Source organism: Rhizobium sp. LjRoot254, assembly GCF_964254105.1.
Lineage (GTDB): Bacteria > Pseudomonadota > Alphaproteobacteria > Rhizobiales > Rhizobiaceae > Rhizobium_E.
The window spans coordinates 2,933,994-2,952,469 of sequence record NZ_CAXUSM020000001.1; the positions used below are offsets into that span (position 1 = coordinate 2,933,994).

An 18,476-nucleotide genomic window follows, 5' to 3' on the forward strand; every position below is an offset into this window, starting at 1 on the left:
AACTCCAAGGCGCGGTTAAGCGCGGAAATTCCAAGGATTGACGATGTCGAGATCGAGATGCTCGAAATCGGCAACGTTGCGCGTTGCAATGGATGCGCCGCGGGAGATGGCGATCGCAGCGATTTGGGCGTCGAATTGCATCATCGGCTTACCCAGCTTGCGGCGTTTCGCGACGATTTCGGCGTAAATGTCCGAAGCCGGAACGTCGAATGGTAACACCCGTCCGGTCAGACGGGTGTCAAAGATCGATTGCGCCGTTAGGTCCAGCCCATCCTTTCTTTTGCCATCCGGCAATATCCTGATGCCATAGAGAATTTCGGCTCTGGAAATCGTCGTGGAGAAAACCGAGGCGGGCGGAATGGTGTCAAACCATAGAACAACCGCAGGCGATTGGACCGGCGCCATCAGGGCCGAAATGACGTTCGTATCCAGCACGATCACGAACTGAAGTCCGGTGGCTCTCGGATCGGCTCACGTGGCGGAATGTCGAGTTCGACTCCGCCAAAAGGCTCCATCAGCTTTCTTATGGCGACCGCAAGATTTTCCGGCTGAGGCTCCACCACCGCCAGCGCCGACCTTAAGATATCCCGCGCCTCGTCCTCCATCGACCGCCCGTTGGCGGCTGCTTGGACGCGAAGTTGGGTTTTCACCCGTTCATCGATATTGCGGATCGTCATGCTGGCCATCGGAGCCTCCTGCCATCAATGATATCAAATTAGTCATTGATAGCAACATTTTCAATCGCCCACCGGAACACCCAAGCCACCCGCCGCCGCCAACTCGGCACCAACGCACTCTCGATCACCCCCGCCTGCTCATAGGCATGGATAAACCGCCCCGGCGCGCTCAATATCCCGAGATGCTTCGCCGACGCCCCCTCCTGCCAGCGAAACAGCAAGAGATCACCCGGCGCCATCGAAGCCACCGGAACCGGATCGCCGAAATGCCTCAGTGCCGCGAGATAGAGCCGTTCCTCGCCGCTCCGCTCGGCCCAGTCCATGCCATAGGCGCCGGGTGTTTCCGGCTCCTCGCCATAGCGCTCGCGCCAGATGCCGCGGATCAGGCCGAGGCAATCGCAGCCCACGCCTTTCCGCGATCCCTGGTGCCGGTAGGGCGTGCCGATCCAGCTCCGCGCGATGTCGACGACGTCACTCATAGAGCACCCCGCCGTCATGCTCGGTCTCGCCGTCGGCATAGGTATAGGCGAAGTCGGCGCCGGGCATATGCGGGAAGCCGCGGAAGTTTCGCTGGTTGTTGAACTTCGCCTTGCAGGTCGAAAAACTCTTGTCGCAGCCGGCCGTGATGGTGAACGTATCGCCAGGCTCCGGCGCCACGGCGAGCGGCAGCCAGAACACAACGATTACTTTGCCACCGACCTTGCTGTGGCTCTCGATATCGGCGGCCACGCCGGCATTTGGTCCGGATGTGAAGCGGATCACGCCATAGCGGAAAAAGCCCGCAGGAAAAGCGCTGATCCCATCGGCGGAAATCCGTGTCGTGTCGGCAATCGCGCCGACCGCGCCATCAGCCGTGAAATCGGGGTTATCGGCATTCTTGCCGCAACGCGCATCGCCGAAGGTGGCATCGCAGCGCCGCGAATAGATCCGACCCCGACTCTCGTCGAGTTTATGCGCCACATTACGCATCTCGGCCTTGAAGAAGCCTTCGGAGCGCGTGACCTCGCCGATCTCCAGGACCTTCAACCGCATATGCTGCGCCGGTATTGCCCAATTGACGAGGAAGAGCTCGACCTTCGCCCCATCATATTTGCCGGCGGCGACATCAGTCTCCGAGATCGCCTCGGAAGATAGCGCGCCCGCAACATCACCCGAGGGCGCCGAAAGTCCGCCCACGCTCTCCCAGTCGCTCGCCTCGAAGCCGCTGGCAGCGAGAAAACTCGTGGCGTCGAATTCCAGGTCGTGGTCATGGTCGGTGAAGCCGAGTACCACGCCATCGCGGCGGGTCACCCGCCAGGCATGGCAGAGCGTCGTCGCATCGCTGTCAAGATGCGCCTTGAGATCGGGATCGATCACCTTCATGGCATGATCTCCACCAATGGAATGGAAGGAATGCGCCCGGCATGGAAGGCGTCGAGATTGATCTCGATCCGGTCCGTATCGAACCGCACCGGCACGTCGAAGCGGAACCCGGCACGGATGACAGCACCGTTGATCGGCGCAATATCGAAGATCACGATCCCCGTCGCATGATCGACACTGAAATCGTCCGGGCTCACCGCAACGCCATCGATCCGCACCACGACGCTGCCGGCTTGCGGCTTGGCGATCACACGTTCGGTCGTCCCGCCCGCATCGCCATAGACCTTGACCAGTTGAAACGCCGTACGCGCGCCATTGCCGATCCCGAGCGGCTGGTCATTGGACGACACCACGCCCTCCGGCCCGCAGGATTGGAAATCCACCGGATCGGTAAAACGAAAACCATAGAGCTGTCCTGCCCGCGCCTCGAAGAAGGCCAGCACCTCATAGAGATCGGTCACCGAGCGTATGCCGGATCCGGCATCGTAATGCCGCCGCGCATCCTTCCAGCGCCGGTTGCGGCTCTCGCGGCCATTCGACAGCGAAACGATATCGGTCCGCCGGTAAGGCCCGCCGCTGGTGCCGAGCGCCAGCCGCAGGGGAAATTGCACTTCGTGGAATGAGGTCATGGCTCACACCCCCCGCCGGCCCCGGCCCACGGCACGGGTCAGCATCGCATTGATCTGGCCTTCCGATTTCCGGAAGCTCTGGGCGTCGGTGGCATTGACATTGAAAATCACCTGCACCGGCGCGCCGCCCTCGCCCGCAGCCACGCCCAGCCGTCCGTCCGGTCCGCGCTTCAGTGGCATGATCGCCTCGCTGCCCGCCTCGCCCATCAGGCCGGTTCCGCCAGCCATGGGAAAATAGGTCGGCTGCGAAACCACCCCGCCGGTGGCAAACGCCTGCACCCGCCCCGGCACGCCGCCATGCGAAAAACCGATCGCGCCGGACAGCATGTTGCTCGCCCCCGACACCATCGATCCGATCGATGTCTCCAGCGGCTTCAATCCCACATCGAGCGAGATCGAGGAAAAGCGATAAGCGATGTTCTGCAGCACCTCGATCAGGCTGTCGCCATCGAGCACCGCGCCTTTCAGCGCCGTGGTGATGGCCGAGCCGAAGGAACGCGACCGCGCCTCTAGATCGTCAAGCACCGCGCTCAACTCCTCCGCGCCGGATAGCGCGCCCTCGATGTCATCAGGTTCCATGAATATCTCCTCTGCCGGCGATCATCCGCCGCCGTCCGGCCATTTTTCCATCAGTGCCTCGAGCCCGCGCCGGTCGATCCCATTGCTGGGCCGCATCGCGCCGCCCAGAGCCAGAAATTCCCGGACGCTCAGCGCCCAGAACACGTTTGGGGGTAGCCGCAGCAGCCCAAGTCCGAAATGCAAAGCCGCGCCCCAGGGGAAAGGCTGCGGACAGGCATCGGTCGATCGGGCCGCTGCGGCATTCAAGGGTTTTGCTTCTGGCCCTCCGGCACAAAGGCGCTTGCCAACAGTCGCGCAGCCAGGCTCACCGCACCGCCAATCCCACCCTCGACACGCATATCGCCGAGGTCACCGTCTTCGATCACGTTGCCGCCGCCGCGCAGTCCCGCCGCGATGATCGCCATCACATCCCGGGTGCCGATCCGGCCGCCGGAGAAGCGGCTCGCGAGATCGCCGATATTGTCGACCCCGAACGCCGTCTCGAGTTCAGCCAGCGCCCCCAGCGTCATGCAGAGGATACGCCGCTCGCCATTGATCACGGCTTCGATCTCGCCGCGCACGCGGTTCGCCCGTCCCGCCCCCGCTCCCATCTCAAACCGCCCCGAAGGCCAGTTGGCCGGCACTTTCGAGCGCCAGGTCGAACATCACCTCGCCATTATACTGGCCGAAATATTCGAGCGCGGTCACCTGCATCGGCCCGGTCACCGTGCCGAAGTCGGGGATCAGCACCTGCCAGTTCAGGATCGTGCCGTTGAAGAACGACGTCCGCACCGTCGCATCCGATGCCTGGTCCTTGAATATTCCGGAGCCCGAGACTGCCGCGCGCTTCACACCCGCGCCATCCAGCAGTTCCCGCCAGCGCCCGGCGCTCTCCGCATCGGTGATCTCCACCGTCTCGGCATTGAAGGCGATCCGGCGCGAGCGCAGGCCCGCCACCGTCTCATAAGCTGAACCATTGTGGATCTTCAAAAGCAGATCCTTGCCTTTCTGGGCGGTCATCGAAAATCCTTTCGTGGAAAATGAAAAAGGCGCCCGATGAGGGCGCCTTGCGATGAAGTTGATGCGTCTTGAGACTACCGGTCCAGGCCGCTGGCTTTCAAAGAAGCCGCAATTTCCTTGGTGGAGCAAAGCATGGCGCGCTCCAGTCCCTTCGCTGTTCGAAACTTGTATTTTTTGTAAAATCCGATCGCTTCGTCGTCCTTGGCATGTACGAGCATCGCTCTGACGCCAATTCTATCCGCTGACAGCATCGTCATAAGGAACGCATGCTTGAGCAGGTCTGCGCCAAGCTTCATGCCCCAATGATTTTTATCGACCGCCAATCTGGCGAGCAGCACTACCGGAATGTCATTCGGGGCTCCGTGCCCGGCGATTTGCCGAGGAACGAGATTTCGGCTGATCATGCTCCCACAAAGAGAGCAATATCCGACCACACTTTGGTCCCTGTCGGCGATGACGTATGTCCGCGTGTATCCTTCTTCCTGATTCCCCATCGCCCGCTCCGTCAAATAGATATTGAGCTCGGGTTTCCCGCAGTCGAAATCATCTAGCTTGTGGGTCAGGCTCAGCGGCGCTGGTCTGCGAAACATTAATCGATCCATTTTCTCTCGGATCGAAAAAGCTTGACGAGTTCCTCATTGACCTTTGCAGGTTCAGCCAGCATCGCTTCGACTTCGTCGAAAGTCTCGGAATCGACACCGAAAAAACGCTGATCCAGGAGTTCCTGCTGAGCAGTGGAATAAGCAACCTCGGTCACGAAAGAAGTGAGAGATTGGCCTTTAAGCCGGGCAGCCCGCTGAATAGTCTCCAGCCGTGCTGAGTCAATTCGGAAGGTTACTGTCTCGCTTTTTCGAATAGCACTCATGCGCTCGGTCCTTGGTCCGGCTCCCAATAATGCCGTGCAGACAACATCCCATGTGGTACTAACAATGTCAATACATTCTACTCCGTCACCGCCCTGAACTCCATCCGCGCCACATGCGCCCTGGTCTTCGGCTCCCGCCGTGCCCGTGTGCTCCGGTGCATCAGATTGACCAGCACGAAACCCGCCAGACTCAGCGCCGTGCCATCGAGCAGAACCTTTACCTGCGCTGCGATTTCCTGCGCCTGCTTGCGGCCCTCAGCATCGGACCAGGCCTCGACCGTCACGAGATGCTCTTCTGCATCCGGGCCGAAATCGCTTGTGACAACCTCGCTCAGCACGACGTATGGCATTGCCTTCCCCGTCAGCCGGCGATCGAAGATGGCGCCGGCACCGATCATCCCGGTCAGCGTCGCGTCGCCGGTCAGCCGCGAAAAGATCGCGCTCTGCAAAGCATTGGCGGAACCTGCCATCTCAGACCTCCGTCACGTGGGCGACGAGATAGCGGCCACGCTCATCGGGATCATGTACGGTGCGGATTTCGAAGATCCGGCCGCCCTTGCGAAACCGCTTGCCCGCGCTCACACCCTCGATGCGGCGGACCCAGATCCGGTGCGTCACCGCCTGCCGGTCGACATGCCCGAGTTCCTCACACGCGGCGGACACCGGCTCGATCCGCGCCCAGAGCGTTGACTCCACGGCATGACTCAACGTTACCCCGCCCTGTCCATCCGGCGTCTCCACGGATGACTCCAGGTCAAGCCGCGCCGTCAACTGCCCGGCATCGAGAAATGTCAGGTTCATCAGAGCCTCCGCATCAGGAAGGGCGCCACCAGACGGTCATAGCCTTCCGGCACCGAGGCCGGTTGCATCTCGACCGGCACCGCGCCACGGAATTCATACATATGGGCCGCATGCACCAGCATCGCGCGCTTGAGCGTATCGGGCACATCGGCCCCGCTCTCGCCGAAGCCGGCAGTGAAATCCACCTCGATCCCATTCATCGCCTGGCGCGCCGCGGGCCGCTCCCGCAGCCACAGTCGCGCCGGCCGGTGCACGCCGTCCAGTACATGGCCTGCGAGTGCCACCTCGCTCTCTTCGCCGAGTTCGTCGAAGGCGCGCACGGCGTCCACCGCAAGCACCGGCCCGCGCGAAATCTCCAGCGGTCCATTGTCCGGCCAGCAATCGAGATAGAGCCGCCAGTCCTGGTTGATCAGCGCCAGCCCCGTCACGCGTTCCAGATGTTCCCGCGCAACCCGGATCAGGCCGGCGAGCAAAGTGTCCTCGTCATCGCCTTCGACCCGAACGTGGGCCTTCAAATCGGCAAGCGTCAACGGCTCCGCCAACGGCGGTTGAATAAGAGCGTAGGTCATTATTTTCCCTTGATGATTTTGTCGCCGCAGGGCTTCAACCTGGAGACGGCTTCACGGTAAGGTTACCGCCGAAGATCGCTTGCACGGGCGCCTGCTTGCTGGCTTGATATCGCTCGCGAGTCCCGCGCAGCCTATCGCTCTGGACTGAACCAGAATTCCAAGCCTTACAGGGGTACGACGTGAACACCATGCGCATTGGACTGACCGCTCTCGCCATCTTGGCCGCCACTGTGGCCGCCACCGGCACGGCAAATGCCTGGGGCTGCATCGCCGTCTCGGAGGACGGCACCTACGGCTACAGCTACAATTTCGACAATCAGGACGATGCTACGACGAGCGCGCTGAACGAATGCGCCAACCGCGCCACGACCGACCAGACCTGCGAAATCACCGAATGCATCGAAGGCTCCTGAGCCTCGGCCTTATGAGATCGCTCGAAACGGCCGGGACCAATCTCCCGGCCGTTTTGCTATTGTCCGTCAGCTCACGCCGAACTTCACCAGCTTGATCGCCTCGAAATTCTGCACGCCGCCGCCGACGCGCTTGGTGGTGTAGAACAGCACGTATGGCTTGGCCGAATAGGGATCGCGCAGCACCCGCACGCCCGTCCGGTCCACGACCAGGTAGCCGGCACGGAAGTCGCCGACCGCGATCGAAAAGGCATTCGAGCCGACATCCGGCATGTCTTCGGCCTCGGTCACCGGAAAGCCCATCAGCGTCGCCGGCTGGCCGATCGCCGACGGTGCCTGCCAGAGATAGTTGCCCTGCGAGTCCTTGAACTTGCGGATCGCCGCCTGGGTTGTGCGGTTCATAACATAGCTCGCATTCTGGCGGTGGCCCGCCTTCAGCGCATAGGCCGCGTCGATCAGGATATCGCCCGGTCCCGACGCCGCGAACGCGCCTGAAACGCCGGTGGCGAGATATCCGATATTGCCCCAGCTCCAGCTGGCGTTGGCGACATTGGTATAGGCGAGGAAACCCCTCGGCCGGTTGGTGCCGTTGCCGGAAACGAAAGCCGTGCCCTCCTGTTCGGCGAACGCGATGTCCACTTCCGAGGCAATCCAGCTTTCGATATCCACGGCATTGTCGTCGAGCAGCCCCTGCGTTGCCGCCGGCATCGCATAGAGTTCCATCGTCTCGAAGGAGAGTTCGGCCAGCGACGGCGTCGCCGTTTCGGTGCGCGCCCCCGTCTCGGCGACCCAGCCGGTTGACAGGCCTGCAAGCGCGAAGGGCTTCTTCAGCACATGGCCCGAAACCTGCCGCACCGTCGCCAGCGACCGGATGGGCGAGACGACCGACAACCGGCGCCCGATCTCGCTGTCGGTCTCGTTGGGCACAAGGTAGCCGCCATCCGAACCGGTCGCGGTCGAGAATGCCTTCTCCTCCAGCAGCCTCAACCCGCTGTCATCGCCGCGGCGGATATAGGTCTCGAATGCCGCCTTGTGCTCCATCTGGTCGAGGCCCAGTGCCCCGCCGCCGCCGAGCGCCGGCCGCGCTTTCCTGATCACCAGCTGGTCGAGCGCCTTCTTCTGCTCGTCGACCGCCTTGTTGATGCGGTCGACCTTGTCGCGGGTCACGACATCCGAGGTCAGCTTCTTCTCGATCTCCTCGAGCCTTTTGTCATTGGCATCCTTGAACGCCTCGAAAGCGCCCATGAAGCCGTCGAACGCATCGGCGATCGTATCCGGCACCGCCTTGATCTCCGGCGCGGCGGTCATGCTCTGGTTATCCATATTGAAAATCCTTGTTTTCGGGCAAAGAAAAAGGGCCGCGCGAGCGACCCTGGTGAAATCCGGAATTGCCTCCGGCGAATGAAAATTCGGATCAGGAAATGGCGTCGATACCGCGCTTCCTGATCAGGTTGAGCAGCACCAGCGCCGGCCCTGACGGCTTTTTGACGCCACGCTCCAGCTGCGAGATATAGCCCGGCGTGAGGTTCAGCCTGCGCGCGAACACGGCCTGGCTGAGATTGGCTTTTTCGCGCATGGCGCGGATATCCTCGCCCGAGGGGACGGGGATTTCGATGGCACGTTCGGATTCCGGGATGTGTCGAGCCGTAATGCGGCGATGAGTCTCCTCGTCCATGATACCCACACGGAGCATGCCGTCTGCTGTCTCTACCAACGCCTCGGACAGTCGGCTCATAGCGCTATTTTTTGGCATTCGGAATCTCCTCGATGTCACCAGCTTTCACAGCTCTTGCAATCGCTGCTTCGTCAGCCAAAAGCCATTTAGCGGCCACTTGTTTCAAATCCGCCAAGTAGTCCTGGTCAATGTTATCCCGCTCGTTCTTCGCGAACGCAAACAGGAATATCGCCAGATCACCTATGCGAAAGACGATAATCGTCCGGTATCCGCCGGAGCGCCCTTGCCCAGGCCGCCCGACACGTTGCTTGATGACGCCACCGCCGAGGTCGGCATCGATAAGCCCTCTTTCGGCACGCCCGATCGCCTCAATCAGCAATTCGTCATCAATCCCGGATTTCCGGGCAAACCGCGCCATCCATCTCGTTTTGAATATGCGCAAGCCTGCCCCTCAATCGCACCATGAACTATAGTTCATAGTGCGACAATTGTAAATCACGCCACGGCTCGTATTGACCGGGCCGCGTCCCGCATCGCCTGGATCAATCCTTTCTCCGTCAGGCTCATCGCGGTGCCACCTTCCTTGACCTCGGAAATCCGGGCGCTCGGCAGCATCGGAAAGGTCACCACCGAGATCTCCCAGAGATCCGCCTCCAGGATCTGGCGGATCCCGGTCTTCGGTTCGGCCTTGGAGCGCACCGTCTGGAAACCGATCGACAGGCCATCGATCGCTCGGCTCTTCATCAGCTGGTGCACTTCCCGCGCCCGCTTGACGCCGTCCGACAGCACGCCCTCAACATAGAGCCCGCGGCCATCCTCGCGGATCACCTGCCAGGCGCCGATCGGCTCGGCCGGATCGTGCTGGAACAGCATCCGCACGCCGCCAGCGCCACGCCGCGCCAGCGATTTCAGGAAGGCGCCGCGCTCGACCCGGTCCTTGCCGAGATCGACTTCTCCGAACAGGCTGGCATAGCCGGAAAAAGCGCCGGCCTCGCCCAGCATCTTCAGTTCGATACGCGCGAATTTCCGTTCGCGCCCGGCGATCAGAGCGTCTGCGGTCATCTCAATGTCCTTATGCTATGGAAGAAAAAATCTGGCGACCGCAAGAACGGTCAAGCGAGGCCTGCGACTGATCAGTTAGAACCTCGGTATCGGAAACGAGTTGAGTGCATGAACATCATCGAGAATGCCATCTGGCAGGTCGAAAGCAATCTTCGACGGCCCATCGGCCTGGAGACCATCGCGGAAACGAGTGGCGTTACACCCACTTACCTCACCCGCGCTTTCGCCTCCGCGACGGGCAATTCGCTGATGCGCTACGCCCGGGCGCGGCGGCTTTCGGAGGCTGCCCGCATTCTCGCCCTCGGCGTTCCCGATATCCTCGGCCTGGCGCTCGACGTCGGCTACGGATCGCATGAAGCCTTCACCCGCGCCTTCCGCGAGCATTTCGGCCTGACGCCGGAAAGTGTCCGCGAAGCGCGCACGACAAGACATCTCGAACTCACGGAGCCAATGATCATGGACGCCTCAACAAAGCCCACACTCGCTGAGCCGAAGATCGAAAAGCGCGACAGGATGCTGTTTGCCGGCCTCATCAAGACCTACGCGATGAAGGATATCGGCGGCATCCCAGCCCTCTGGGAACAATTCAACGCCATGGACGGCGGCATCCCCGATATCGTCAATCCCAAGGTCGCCTATGGCGCCTCGCTCAGCTACACCGAGGAAACCGGCTGCGAATACATGGCCGCCGTCGAGGTCTCAAGCCTGGCCGACGTGCCGAAGGAATTCCAGACCGCGACCATTCCCGCCGCGACCTACGCGATCTTCTCCCAGCCCGGCCACATCACGCTCATGCGCCCGACGATCATGTCCATCTGGCAGGACTGGCTGCCGCGTTCAGGCTATACAGCCGAGGAAGCACCGCTGGTCGAATTCTACCCCTCGACTTTCGATCCCGTCACAGGCAATGGCGGGTTTGAGGTGTGGATTCCGGTGCGGCAGAACTGATTAACAGCCGAAGTATCGTTTGATTTTTCTGGGTGTCTGCTGGCTGGAGCAGACACCATTTCTAATTCTCAGAAATGTCTGAGCATTCATGTCCGCCAATTGTTCGAAAATGCCTTGGCGAAGACCGTTGTCGAGCGTTGCAGCTGCTTCAATTCTTGCCTTTCGATAGAAGACGTAGGACTGATGTCGCAGCCATGCATGTTCATGTGGTTGGATGATACACGCCGCATCGCAGAGGTTGTTCGTCCAGGTAGTAATTGAGACGATCAGCTGATTTCCGTCGCCATCTGGATCTGTGCAGACCACATGAAGATGCCGACGTCCTGGATCGTTTTCCGGGCCGGACGGAATCAAAAGCGTTCCGGCCCGCGCAACCAAGTCAGTTTACCATCGCTCTATGGAAAGCCTTGTCAATATGTGCAAGGGTCGCGGCGGCTTCGGCAAACTCTTCAGCATTCGCCACGCCTACCGCATGCAAGATTCTCTGCAGTGGAATGATTGTTGATCCGCCATTGGGATCCTCCCACTCCGGAATGTTGCGGGGGTCATGCGTCCAATCCCGTAACTGCCACGCAGTCATGTCCCCGAAACGGTCCCACACGGCATCGGCACAATGGAGATCGGCATCACTCAGTTCATCGAGATCATCGCCACTGATGCCAGGACGAGCGAGCGCAATGTTATGGTGTTCACGATCCTCTAGGAAATCCGACCAGCCACAAGCGTCGAGATCGTAATCTCCATTGATGTGGCCATATGTGAGAGAATTAACGGGGCCATGCGGCATCGAACACCGCTTCTCATCCAAGATCGGAAACCCAAAATTCCTGATGCTTTCGCGATCTACGAGATAGACAAGTTTAACCGCTTTGAGAACGTTGAGCGGCTGCCCACCAGATCTCAGGATCAAATACGCAATAAGTTGCGCTGCCTTTCTCGGTTCATAGCTCACTTGGATACCTATATCGCCTGACTGGCTCAAACATGTATGGACTCATATAGTGGATTTTACATTAAAGGCAACGTTACACAGTTCCTGCTTACTTCTAGGTAGCAGCTAAATTTGGCTCTGCTACCCCCTCGCCCCACCCCATCGTCCTGCAACCCTCGCCAGCACGCCCAGCCCCCACCAGGCCGACACGCTCACCGCCGCTGCCCCTGACAGCATGATCTCCGACGGTGACAGAAACGCGACTATCCCCAGCCTCGCCGCCAGGAACACGCCCGCCGGCCCGCCGAAGACGACGCCGGAAATCAAGCCCGCGAGAAACCTGCAGGCGGCCTCGCGGCTGCCCTTGGGCAGCATGTAGACCAGCGACACGGCCGCTCCGGCCGAGGCACCGATCGCGCGTTCCATCCAGAACGCTCCCGAGAAATCAGCCATTGGTTAACCTCTTCATATTATGATCATCTCAAGTAAGGTGTATCGGGCCGCAACCTTGCAACCGCTCATTTCCCGGCATTTGCGTGGGCATCGATCATCCGAAAACAGAGCCGCCGGAATCGCTTGGCGCCATTTCCTCCGAAGTTGAATCCAGACGCTCTTGAGTTGATTGAGGTCGATCCGACTTTGATTCACTTCGATGTCGCAACCCGCTGATTTTCCTGCTCTCTGTCGCGCCAACTTCCATCGCTATCCGCAGAATTCGATTCCTGATTTCTGGACAAGCCTCTGAAATCCATGCACGATCCGGGCTTTCAGGAATCCGGAGTTTTACCATGTCATTTCCCGTGTTCGACCTCGCCGCCTTCGAACGCTCCGACGACAATAAAAAGCGGCAGATGGGGCGGGAGGTGGACCTCATCTGCCGCACGTCCGGCTTCCTCGCGGTTGAGAACCACGGCGTGCCGGACGATGTGATTTCTGGTGTGTGGACACAGGCGCACGATTTCTTCGATCTCGATCTCGACACCAAGAACCGCTCCAAGGCGCCCTATCCGGGCTATCCCTACGGCTATCTCGGCCCAGGCACAGAGGCGCTCGCGAAATCCAAGGGCGTCGATACGCCGCCCGATCTCAAGGAAAGCTTCAATGGCGGCCCGCTGGCTGTCCCGCCCGGCTTGACCGACCAGGAGGCACTATCCTTCTGCTATGCCGAAACCATCTGGCCGGCGGCGCCGGAAGGCTTTCGCCCGGCCTGGGAGGCCTACTATCGCGCCGTTACCGATCTCGCGTCGCGCATCATGAAGGTCTTCGCCGTCGCACTCGAACTCGATGAAAATTACTTCCAGTCTTATATCGGCCAGCCGATCTCGGCGCTCCGCGCACTCAACTATCCCGAACTCGCGAGCCCACCGCCCGAAGGCCAACTCCGCGCCGGCGCGCATACGGATTACGGCAGCCTCACAATTCTCTTGCCGCAGCCCGGTTCCAAGGGCCTCGAAATCATGACACCCGAAGGCGCCTGGCGCGAAGTCCCGCCGGTCGACGGCGCCTTCGTCATCAATATCGGCGACCTCATGGCCCGCTGGACCAACGACCGCTGGGTCTCGACGCTCCACCGCGTCGTCAATGTCGCGCCCGAAGACGGCGGGTTGGATCGCCGCCAGTCGCTGGCCTTCTTCCACCAGCCCGACTGGTTCGCCAATATCGAGACGCTGCCTTCATGCCTGGCACCAGGCGAGCCGCCGAAATACGAGCCGGTGCTTTCGGGGCCGTACCTGATGGGGAAGTTCAAGAAGACGGTGATGTAGCCGCGTTTATGCCGAAGAAGGTATTCATTGCTGCAGCGTGGCGGGCCACGTGCTCGCCGAGATATGGCACTATCTGCGGCCAAAGCTTGGGCGTCCCGTCGGCAACCGTTTGAACCTGCTCGACAAGGCCAGTGAGAACCGCGGTCGCCAGATAGTCGTCGCCATTGACGACCGCCTCCTCGACGAGCCGAAACAGGCCGGCCGGATCATTTAACTCATCGAAGCGATGCGCAATCAGCTCTCCGATGTCGGCAAGGAGAAGAGTATCGACGGGCCGGCTTCCCTCGATGAGTGGAAGCACGTCATCCGGCAAATGTTGCGATAAATTCTCGATAAATTCCGTTCCGGTCATAATAGTCCCACGCTGATAATCATTAACTTATACGGGATGACTTTCACCCACCATACCCCACCGCCTCCCGCTTCTCCTCATCCGTCAAGAACCCAGCAGCACCCACTCGTGCCCAAAGCGCATCCCGCTCCAGCGCCAGTCCCGGAACCTGGTCGAGATCATGACCGAGCACCAGCTGCTCCTCACAAATCCCACTCAGCCAGCCGCTCATCGAAGCTGCCGTCCGCGTCAACAGCGGCAGCACGGTCAGGCGCCAGAAGGCCCGGTTGGCCTCGGCGTAATTGGCGTAGGTGTTGTCGCCCGGTAGCCCCAGCAGCATCGGCGGCACGCCGAGCGCCAGCGCGATATCCCGCGACGCGCCGTTCTTCGCCTCGATGAAATCCATATCGCGGGGGCTTAGCCCCATCGCCTTCCAGTCGAGCCCGCCCTCGAGCAGCATCGGCCGGCCGGCCCGCGCCGGGCCTGAATAGCCCTCGGCGAGCTCCGCCTTCAACCGCTCATACTGATCGGGCGAGAGATTGCCGCCCTCCTTGGGCTGGTAGACCAGCGCGCCGGATGGCCGGGCCGAATTGTCGATCAGCGCCTTGTTCCACTGGCTCGCCGTGTTGGAGAGATCGAGTGCGGCGCCCGCAGCCCCCAGCGGCGGAAAGCCCTGGTGGTCGTCGAGCGGATGGAACAGCTTCAACTGCAGCACCGATCCCGGCCCCACGGCCGGATAGCGCCGCAACCGGCCGCCGGCGCGATATTCATACGCCTCCGGCCAGCCGTCGGCGCCTTCCAGCACCCGCATCCGGTCCGGCCTCAGCAGGTGCAGTTCCGCCAGCCGCGTGCCCGCCATGACAGGCAGCAGAAAGGCGTTGCCCGATATCAGCATCTGCCCATAAAGCGCCTCGAAGAATTCGCCGCCACCCTGGCGCCCGTTCGGCTGCGCCAGCAGGTCGAGCACATCATGCTCCGCCGCTTCACTGCCGTCGCGATAGAGCAGCCACGGCACGGATGCCGCGGCCTCCGAAACCAGCCTGATCGCCCGGTGCGCGACCGGGTTCCGCATGAAACCCTCGCGTGCCAGTCCGGCATAGCTCCGCTCGTGGCCGCCGGACGTCAGGCTGCCCGATATCCCGAACAACTGCGACAGTGCCTTGAGTTCGGGCACGGCGGGAGTGCTGCCGGAGCGCCGTGCGCCCAGCCGGAGGAATGGGATTTTCATGATTCTATCCTTGATCTTGCCGGCGCGTGCCGGAAGCGTCTGACGGAGCCCACGCTGGACTGAGCCACGGGAAACCGCACTGCCCGGCTGGCAAGCCGGGCATGGGCGATGTCGTCACCACGAAACAAAGTCATGGCCTATGAAAAACCAGGAAACCCTGAACCCTGGAGACCCCGCATGGCCAAGAGATCCACGATCGCACTATTCCCGGCATACAGCACCATCGATCCTTTCACCGACTTCCTGATGGTGTCGGCGACAGGTTCGAAGGTTGCCTGCCTCGATCTCTCCACGCTCTATACGATCGTCATGCAGGGTGAAAAACTCAAGGTAAGCCAGGGCATGGTTACAAGCGGCACGATCGAGACGATGCGTGTCGCAAATGCCGATGGCGATCCGGTTTATACGATATCGGGCCTTTCGATAAATGCCGGCATCATCCAGGCGGAAAACATGCTGGAGTTCCAGACCAGCGTTGCTCAGCTCGCCGTCATCGGCAACAATAATGTCATCGGCACGAACGGGGCGGATGACCTCGTAGGCACCGCGTCTCTCGGCAGGGACGTGGTCTCCGGCAGAGGTGGCGACGACTCGCTCAGCGGAGGAGCCGGCAGCGATGTCCTGATCGGCGGCGCCGGCGAGGACGAATTCGTGTTTGCATCGAACATGGACACCGACAAGATCCGCGATTTCGACGCAAACAACGGCGACGGCGCCCAGGATCTGATCGATGGCATTTTCGCCAACGCGACGATCTCGGCATCGGCCGATGGCAAGAACACGATTGTCGATTTCGGCGCCGGCGACCGCTTCATCCTTCTCGGCGTCACATCAGGCCAGATCGACGCGAACGACTTTACAGCCTGAATGCTGCCGTGGCGGGATGTCAGGCCTCGTGCCCGACGTCTGCCATGTCAATCACCGCCTTCACTGCCCCATCCGTATCGTAATCGGCCGCTATCCGGATCTCCCTGAGCGGCCGCACGATCTCGATCGAGCGCTGGTAATTCTCATGCGCCTTGTAGGCCGCGAGCGCGTCGGCGTCGGCAAATTCGCCATAAACCACCAGGTCCACCTCGCCGCCCAGCTGGTCGGTCTTGACGTTCTCGCCGATCTCCAGCACGCTCGCATGCGGAATCTCGGTCAGCAGCGACAGCCCCTTGCGGATCGTGTCGAGGTCGCTTTTGTCGCGTGCGGAAAAGAAGACGATATGGCGGATCATGGTCGGTCCCGGTGAAGCATTCTCGCTTCGCCGCTACCATGCCCGCCAATCGCATTCAACGCGGCATGATGCCGTCACCCCGTCGTATAGCTGATGCACCGGTAGAAGGCCCGGCCGTACATGCCGACCTGATCTTCGAGATTGCCCGGAAGGATGATCTCGCGGGCATTCTTCCAGTCTTCCCTGGTCGGACTGAAATAGTTCGATAGCTCCTTGCCGGTGAACAGGCCGTCGATCATGCCTTCGAACATGATTTGAACGGTCTTCACGTCGTTCATCGCATCATCGGGTGCGTCGGCGACACCGAATTTGGCATAGTTCGACTTGCCTGTGATCTGCACCAGTCCCCGGCCGCGATATTTCCAGCCGTCGCCGCTCGCCTCGTCGCCATTTCCCAGCTTGTTGGAATAGACCCGGTTGGCGATCCGCTCGCGGTGGCCGGCATAGCTCGCCGCCTGGGCCGCCGTGAAGCGGCTGGGAAACACGACCCGCAGCCGCGCGGCGGAATAGTTGAGGTTCTCTTCGACGGGCGCCATGGCGCGGCCGGTCTCGTGATAGGCGGTCGCCAGCATATAGGCGAGCCAGCGGTCGTCCTTGTCGCCATGGTTGGCATCCCACTCGTCGAGAATGGCCTCCATCCCGTTGACCTGACCCTGCTTGAGAGTTCCGGCAAAAAGATTGTCGCGGACCTCCTCGAAAAAGAATTCTCGGTTCATCGGCATGTTATGTCCTCCCCAGACATGCGGGAGCACACGGTCGCACAAGCCGCGCCGGATTTCCCCAGGCGTTGATCGATGTGAATTCCGATCGCACCGCCCGCCGGCCGATCGTCAAGATAAAAACTACTATAAAGTGCAGTAATTGGCAATACACAACCAAATTCAACCGGCGCGCGCTGATGGGGCATGTATGCGTTGCAGTTCAGATCCCCCGCACCCTCGGCTCGCCCTGCCCGCCCAGAACCAGGCTGGTTAGTGCCCAGACCAGCGCATCGAGCCGGTCCGGCGAGGTGCCGCCGGACAATCCGTCGGGTCCGAAATCGCACATCTGGTCCTCAAGCGCCGCGAAATCCCCGGCATGGGCCACACGGCCCTGTTCATAGAGCGCCGCCACCGGTTCTGCCCGCAGATATTTGCCGCGCCGGGCATGCACCGTCGTCACCGGCAGCATCTCGTCGACTGAACGCAAGATCGCGCTCACCATGTCGCCACCCTGGTTGACCTCGGCCACCACCCGGTCGGCCTGATATTTCCTGAACGCCCGCACCACCGCATTGCCCCAGGCAGAGGGCGAAGCATTGGCAACCGAAAGATCGGCCAGCACCACCGCCCTGCCCGTCGCTTCCAGCCCCGCGACGACGATGCCGCAGCAGGAATCCTTGGCCCGTTCCGCCGCCGGCGGATCGACCGCCACGACGATGCGGCCAAGCGGCCCATGCGTCCGGATACGCAGCCGTTCCAGCATGTCGCGGCTCCACAGCGCGTCCTCGCGGTCCTCGATCAGTTCGCCGCCGAGTTCCTGCCGGCCAAGCCGGGTGCCGCCATAGCGCTTCTCCATCGTCTCGATGAAGCCGGCCGCCAGGTTGGCGCGATTGCCTTCGGTCGAAAGCCGCGTCACCACCGTGCCGGCATCCTTGATCAGCGTCCGCACCAGCGGAATGGCCCTCGGCGTGGTGGTCACCACCTGCCGGGGCATGTCGCCGAGCCTGAGCCCGAATTGCAGCATGTCCCAGGTTTCCTGCGCATGCTTCCATTTCGCCAACTCGTCGCACCAGGCGAGGTCGAACTGCGGACCACGCAGGCTGTCGGGATCTTCCGAGGAGAACAGCTGCGCCACCGAACCGTTCGGCCAGACCAGCCTCCGCCGGGTGATCTCGAATTGCGGCCGCCCGAACCTGGCGATCCGCCAGATGCCCGAAACGCCATCGATCATCACCTCACGCGCATCGGCCAGCGTCTCGGCCACCAGCGCGATCCGGAGCGGCACTCTTGCCCCGCGTGCCATCGCATGCACCCATTCGGCGCCGGCCCGGGTCTTGCCCGATCCGCGCCCGCCCATGAGGAGCCAGGTCCGCCAGTCGCCGGGGGGTGGTTGCTGTTCGTCACGCGCTCCGAGCCCGCTCCATTGGCTGCCGAGGCGCAGCGCCTGTCTCAATGCATCGGGCCGGGCGAAGCAGCTCAGCAGCTCTCCAATCTCCCCGGTTGAGTGGGAGGTGTCGCAAGGCGACAGAGGAGCGTCACCCACATTCTCGGCCGACGCCGTCTGGTCTCCCTCTTCTCCCCAGCGGGGAGAAGTGCCGAGCGCATGCGAGGCGATGAGGGGGTTTCCACACTCGGCCACGCCCCCCTCATCCGGCGCATTCGCGCCACCTTCTCCCCGCTGGGGAGAAGAGGGAGATTGTTGCACCGCCTCGATCTTGTCTCCC

30 protein-coding genes are annotated in these 18,476 nt (G+C 61.5%); 4 read left to right on the plus strand and 26 right to left on the minus strand.

The window, feature by feature from the left end; genetic code table 11:
• Positions 1–15: 15 nt before the first annotated feature.
• The 14 genes from ACSQ26_RS14400 to ACSQ26_RS14465 all read right to left on the minus strand — a co-directional run bounded on the left by ACSQ26_RS14400 (position 16) and on the right by ACSQ26_RS14465 (position 6,481).
• Positions 16–441, minus strand: a complete 426-nt coding sequence (locus ACSQ26_RS14400) for a type II toxin-antitoxin system VapC family toxin (protein WP_436009878.1) — start codon at positions 439–441, stop codon at positions 16–18.
• On the minus strand, positions 438–686 hold the full coding sequence (locus ACSQ26_RS14405) for a FitA-like ribbon-helix-helix domain-containing protein (RefSeq protein ID WP_436009880.1): 249 nt from the start codon (positions 684–686) through the stop codon (positions 438–440). Before ACSQ26_RS14405 ends, ACSQ26_RS14400 begins: the two co-directional genes overlap by 4 nt.
• A 29-nt stretch (positions 687–715) precedes the next feature.
• Positions 716–1,156: an NlpC/P60 family protein gene (locus ACSQ26_RS14410; RefSeq protein ID WP_436009882.1), complete on the minus strand. Its 441-nt coding sequence runs from the start codon at positions 1,154–1,156 to the stop codon at positions 716–718.
• On the minus strand, positions 1,149–2,039 hold the full coding sequence (locus ACSQ26_RS14415; RefSeq protein ID WP_436009884.1) for a DUF2163 domain-containing protein: 891 nt from the start codon (positions 2,037–2,039) through the stop codon (positions 1,149–1,151). Before ACSQ26_RS14415 ends, ACSQ26_RS14410 begins: the two co-directional genes overlap by 8 nt.
• On the minus strand, positions 2,036–2,668 hold the full coding sequence (locus tag ACSQ26_RS14420) for a phage distal tail protein, Rcc01695 family (RefSeq protein WP_436009886.1): 633 nt from the start codon (positions 2,666–2,668) through the stop codon (positions 2,036–2,038). Before ACSQ26_RS14420 ends, ACSQ26_RS14415 begins: the two co-directional genes overlap by 4 nt.
• 3 nt (positions 2,669–2,671) lie before the next feature.
• On the minus strand, positions 2,672–3,247 hold the full coding sequence (locus ACSQ26_RS14425; RefSeq protein WP_436009888.1) for a phage tail tape measure protein: 576 nt from the start codon (positions 3,245–3,247) through the stop codon (positions 2,672–2,674).
• Positions 3,248–3,268: 21 nt separating this feature from the next.
• The gene (locus tag ACSQ26_RS14430) at positions 3,269–3,493 is read right to left on the minus strand and encodes a rcc01693 family protein (RefSeq protein ID WP_436009890.1); all 225 of its coding nucleotides are present in this window, start codon (positions 3,491–3,493) and stop codon (positions 3,269–3,271) included.
• Positions 3,490–3,837: a gene transfer agent family protein gene (locus tag ACSQ26_RS14435; protein ID WP_436009892.1), complete on the minus strand. Its 348-nt coding sequence runs from the start codon at positions 3,835–3,837 to the stop codon at positions 3,490–3,492. Before ACSQ26_RS14435 ends, ACSQ26_RS14430 begins: the two co-directional genes overlap by 4 nt.
• 1 nt (position 3,838) lies before the next feature.
• The gene (locus ACSQ26_RS14440; RefSeq protein ID WP_436009894.1) at positions 3,839–4,246 is read right to left on the minus strand and encodes a phage major tail protein, TP901-1 family; all 408 of its coding nucleotides are present in this window, start codon (positions 4,244–4,246) and stop codon (positions 3,839–3,841) included.
• 74 nt (positions 4,247–4,320) lie between these two features.
• Complete coding sequence (locus ACSQ26_RS14445; RefSeq protein WP_436009896.1) at positions 4,321–4,836, minus strand: GNAT family N-acetyltransferase; 516 nt, start codon at positions 4,834–4,836, stop codon at positions 4,321–4,323.
• Positions 4,836–5,111: a DUF1778 domain-containing protein gene (locus tag ACSQ26_RS14450; protein WP_436009898.1), complete on the minus strand. Its 276-nt coding sequence runs from the start codon at positions 5,109–5,111 to the stop codon at positions 4,836–4,838. The genes ACSQ26_RS14445 and ACSQ26_RS14450 overlap by 1 nt, the downstream gene beginning before the upstream one ends.
• Positions 5,112–5,188: 77 nt before the next feature.
• Complete coding sequence (locus tag ACSQ26_RS14455) at positions 5,189–5,581, minus strand: DUF3168 domain-containing protein (RefSeq protein ID WP_436009900.1); 393 nt, start codon at positions 5,579–5,581, stop codon at positions 5,189–5,191.
• A gap of 1 nt (position 5,582) precedes the next feature.
• Positions 5,583–5,912, minus strand: a complete 330-nt coding sequence (locus ACSQ26_RS14460; RefSeq protein ID WP_436009902.1) for a phage head closure protein — start codon at positions 5,910–5,912, stop codon at positions 5,583–5,585.
• Positions 5,912–6,481: a head-tail connector protein gene (locus ACSQ26_RS14465; protein ID WP_436009904.1), complete on the minus strand. Its 570-nt coding sequence runs from the start codon at positions 6,479–6,481 to the stop codon at positions 5,912–5,914. The genes ACSQ26_RS14460 and ACSQ26_RS14465 overlap by 1 nt, the downstream gene beginning before the upstream one ends.
• A 188-nt stretch (positions 6,482–6,669) precedes the next feature.
• Between ACSQ26_RS14465 and ACSQ26_RS14470 the strand changes: the two genes are divergently transcribed.
• On the plus strand, positions 6,670–6,894 hold the full coding sequence (locus ACSQ26_RS14470; protein ID WP_436015276.1) for a DUF4189 domain-containing protein: 225 nt from the start codon (positions 6,670–6,672) through the stop codon (positions 6,892–6,894).
• A gap of 66 nt (positions 6,895–6,960) precedes the next feature.
• Here ACSQ26_RS14470 and ACSQ26_RS14475 read toward each other — a convergent pair whose 3' ends face one another.
• The 4 genes from ACSQ26_RS14475 to ACSQ26_RS14490 form a co-directional block, all read right to left on the minus strand.
• Positions 6,961–8,214, minus strand: coding sequence for a phage major capsid protein (locus ACSQ26_RS14475; protein WP_436009906.1), 1,254 nt, complete (start codon positions 8,212–8,214; stop codon positions 6,961–6,963).
• Positions 8,215–8,305: 91 nt separating this feature from the next.
• A complete protein-coding gene (locus ACSQ26_RS14480) occupies positions 8,306–8,644 on the minus strand; it encodes a helix-turn-helix domain-containing protein (protein ID WP_436009908.1) in 339 nt (112 codons plus the stop codon).
• Positions 8,631–9,008: a type II toxin-antitoxin system RelE/ParE family toxin gene (locus ACSQ26_RS14485; RefSeq protein ID WP_436009910.1), complete on the minus strand. Its 378-nt coding sequence runs from the start codon at positions 9,006–9,008 to the stop codon at positions 8,631–8,633. The genes ACSQ26_RS14480 and ACSQ26_RS14485 overlap by 14 nt, the downstream gene beginning before the upstream one ends.
• Before the next feature lie 53 nt (positions 9,009–9,061).
• Complete coding sequence (locus tag ACSQ26_RS14490) at positions 9,062–9,628, minus strand: HK97 family phage prohead protease (RefSeq protein WP_436009912.1); 567 nt, start codon at positions 9,626–9,628, stop codon at positions 9,062–9,064.
• A gap of 108 nt (positions 9,629–9,736) precedes the next feature.
• On the opposite strand from ACSQ26_RS14490, the gene ACSQ26_RS14495 reads away from it, so the two are divergent.
• Positions 9,737–10,576, plus strand: coding sequence for an AraC family transcriptional regulator (locus ACSQ26_RS14495; protein WP_436009914.1), 840 nt, complete (start codon positions 9,737–9,739; stop codon positions 10,574–10,576).
• Here ACSQ26_RS14495 and ACSQ26_RS14500 read toward each other — a convergent pair whose 3' ends face one another.
• The 3 genes from ACSQ26_RS14500 to ACSQ26_RS14510 all read right to left on the minus strand — a co-directional run bounded on the left by ACSQ26_RS14500 (position 10,577) and on the right by ACSQ26_RS14510 (position 11,960).
• Positions 10,577–10,954 (minus strand): hypothetical protein, encoded by a 378-nt coding sequence (locus ACSQ26_RS14500; RefSeq protein ID WP_436009916.1) that lies wholly within the window; start codon positions 10,952–10,954, stop codon positions 10,577–10,579.
• 1 nt (position 10,955) lies between these two features.
• A complete protein-coding gene (locus tag ACSQ26_RS14505) occupies positions 10,956–11,528 on the minus strand; it encodes a Panacea domain-containing protein (RefSeq protein ID WP_436009918.1) in 573 nt (190 codons plus the stop codon).
• A 120-nt stretch (positions 11,529–11,648) separates the two neighbouring features.
• Positions 11,649–11,960, minus strand: a complete 312-nt coding sequence (locus ACSQ26_RS14510; protein WP_436009920.1) for a DUF6107 family protein — start codon at positions 11,958–11,960, stop codon at positions 11,649–11,651.
• A gap of 335 nt (positions 11,961–12,295) precedes the next feature.
• On the opposite strand from ACSQ26_RS14510, the gene ACSQ26_RS14515 reads away from it, so the two are divergent.
• Positions 12,296–13,270: an isopenicillin N synthase family dioxygenase gene (locus ACSQ26_RS14515; protein WP_436009922.1), complete on the plus strand. Its 975-nt coding sequence runs from the start codon at positions 12,296–12,298 to the stop codon at positions 13,268–13,270.
• On the opposite strand, the gene ACSQ26_RS14520 is transcribed toward ACSQ26_RS14515, so the two are convergent.
• Together ACSQ26_RS14520 and ACSQ26_RS14525 are read right to left on the minus strand one after the other, a co-directional pair.
• On the minus strand, positions 13,251–13,622 hold the full coding sequence (locus ACSQ26_RS14520; RefSeq protein WP_436009924.1) for a hypothetical protein: 372 nt from the start codon (positions 13,620–13,622) through the stop codon (positions 13,251–13,253). The genes ACSQ26_RS14515 and ACSQ26_RS14520 overlap by 20 nt on opposite strands.
• Before the next feature lie 43 nt (positions 13,623–13,665).
• A complete protein-coding gene (locus ACSQ26_RS14525; RefSeq protein ID WP_436009926.1) occupies positions 13,666–14,829 on the minus strand; it encodes a phage portal protein in 1,164 nt (387 codons plus the stop codon).
• A 177-nt stretch (positions 14,830–15,006) separates the two neighbouring features.
• On the opposite strand from ACSQ26_RS14525, the gene ACSQ26_RS14530 reads away from it, so the two are divergent.
• Positions 15,007–15,696 carry a calcium-binding protein gene (locus ACSQ26_RS14530; RefSeq protein WP_436009928.1) on the plus strand — a complete coding sequence of 230 codons (690 nt, stop codon included), beginning with the start codon at positions 15,007–15,009 and terminating at the stop codon, positions 15,694–15,696.
• A 19-nt stretch (positions 15,697–15,715) separates the two neighbouring features.
• On the opposite strand, the gene ACSQ26_RS14535 is transcribed toward ACSQ26_RS14530, so the two are convergent.
• From ACSQ26_RS14535 to ACSQ26_RS14545, 3 genes are all read right to left on the minus strand, one after another.
• Entirely contained in the window at positions 15,716–16,051 is a 336-nt protein-coding gene (locus tag ACSQ26_RS14535) for a Dabb family protein (protein ID WP_436009930.1), read from the minus strand.
• 74 nt (positions 16,052–16,125) lie between these two features.
• Positions 16,126–16,773 (minus strand): hypothetical protein, encoded by a 648-nt coding sequence (locus ACSQ26_RS14540; RefSeq protein WP_436009932.1) that lies wholly within the window; start codon positions 16,771–16,773, stop codon positions 16,126–16,128.
• 199 nt (positions 16,774–16,972) lie between these two features.
• Positions 16,973–18,235, minus strand: a complete 1,263-nt coding sequence (locus tag ACSQ26_RS14545) for a DNA-packaging protein (RefSeq protein WP_436015278.1) — start codon at positions 18,233–18,235, stop codon at positions 16,973–16,975.
• Positions 18,236–18,476 lie beyond the last annotated feature (241 nt).

Bases quoted from the DNA above. Each gene is read 5' to 3' on its own strand.
- ACSQ26_RS14405 (WP_436009880.1), bottom strand. From the start codon at position 686: ATGGCCAGCATGACGATCCGCAATATCGATGAACGGGTGAAAACCCAA.
- ACSQ26_RS14410 (WP_436009882.1), bottom strand. From the start codon at position 1,156: ATGAGTGACGTCGTCGACATCGCGCGGAGCTGGATCGGCACGCCCTAC.
- ACSQ26_RS14415 (WP_436009884.1), bottom strand. From the start codon at position 2,039: ATGAAGGTGATCGATCCCGATCTCAAGGCGCATCTTGACAGCGATGCG.
- ACSQ26_RS14420 (WP_436009886.1), bottom strand. From the start codon at position 2,668: ATGACCTCATTCCACGAAGTGCAATTTCCCCTGCGGCTGGCGCTCGGC.
- ACSQ26_RS14425 (WP_436009888.1), bottom strand. From the start codon at position 3,247: ATGGAACCTGATGACATCGAGGGCGCGCTATCCGGCGCGGAGGAGTTG.
- ACSQ26_RS14435 (WP_436009892.1), bottom strand. From the start codon at position 3,837: ATGGGAGCGGGGGCGGGACGGGCGAACCGCGTGCGCGGCGAGATCGAA.
- ACSQ26_RS14440 (WP_436009894.1), bottom strand. From the start codon at position 4,246: ATGACCGCCCAGAAAGGCAAGGATCTGCTTTTGAAGATCCACAATGGT.
- ACSQ26_RS14445 (WP_436009896.1), bottom strand. From the start codon at position 4,836: ATGTTTCGCAGACCAGCGCCGCTGAGCCTGACCCACAAGCTAGATGAT.
- ACSQ26_RS14450 (WP_436009898.1), bottom strand. From the start codon at position 5,111: ATGAGTGCTATTCGAAAAAGCGAGACAGTAACCTTCCGAATTGACTCA.
- ACSQ26_RS14455 (WP_436009900.1), bottom strand. From the start codon at position 5,581: ATGGCAGGTTCCGCCAATGCTTTGCAGAGCGCGATCTTTTCGCGGCTG.
- ACSQ26_RS14460 (WP_436009902.1), bottom strand. From the start codon at position 5,912: ATGAACCTGACATTTCTCGATGCCGGGCAGTTGACGGCGCGGCTTGAC.
- ACSQ26_RS14465 (WP_436009904.1), bottom strand. From the start codon at position 6,481: ATGACCTACGCTCTTATTCAACCGCCGTTGGCGGAGCCGTTGACGCTT.
- ACSQ26_RS14470 (WP_436015276.1), top strand. From the start codon at position 6,670: ATGCGCATTGGACTGACCGCTCTCGCCATCTTGGCCGCCACTGTGGCC.
- ACSQ26_RS14475 (WP_436009906.1), bottom strand. From the start codon at position 8,214: ATGGATAACCAGAGCATGACCGCCGCGCCGGAGATCAAGGCGGTGCCG.
- ACSQ26_RS14480 (WP_436009908.1), bottom strand. From the start codon at position 8,644: ATGCCAAAAAATAGCGCTATGAGCCGACTGTCCGAGGCGTTGGTAGAG.
- ACSQ26_RS14490 (WP_436009912.1), bottom strand. From the start codon at position 9,628: ATGACCGCAGACGCTCTGATCGCCGGGCGCGAACGGAAATTCGCGCGT.
- ACSQ26_RS14495 (WP_436009914.1), top strand. From the start codon at position 9,737: ATGAACATCATCGAGAATGCCATCTGGCAGGTCGAAAGCAATCTTCGA.
- ACSQ26_RS14510 (WP_436009920.1), bottom strand. From the start codon at position 11,960: ATGGCTGATTTCTCGGGAGCGTTCTGGATGGAACGCGCGATCGGTGCC.
- ACSQ26_RS14515 (WP_436009922.1), top strand. From the start codon at position 12,296: ATGTCATTTCCCGTGTTCGACCTCGCCGCCTTCGAACGCTCCGACGAC.
- ACSQ26_RS14520 (WP_436009924.1), bottom strand. From the start codon at position 13,622: ATGACCGGAACGGAATTTATCGAGAATTTATCGCAACATTTGCCGGAT.
- ACSQ26_RS14525 (WP_436009926.1), bottom strand. From the start codon at position 14,829: ATGAAAATCCCATTCCTCCGGCTGGGCGCACGGCGCTCCGGCAGCACT.
- ACSQ26_RS14530 (WP_436009928.1), top strand. From the start codon at position 15,007: ATGGCCAAGAGATCCACGATCGCACTATTCCCGGCATACAGCACCATC.
- ACSQ26_RS14535 (WP_436009930.1), bottom strand. From the start codon at position 16,051: ATGATCCGCCATATCGTCTTCTTTTCCGCACGCGACAAAAGCGACCTC.
- ACSQ26_RS14540 (WP_436009932.1), bottom strand. From the start codon at position 16,773: ATGCCGATGAACCGAGAATTCTTTTTCGAGGAGGTCCGCGACAATCTT.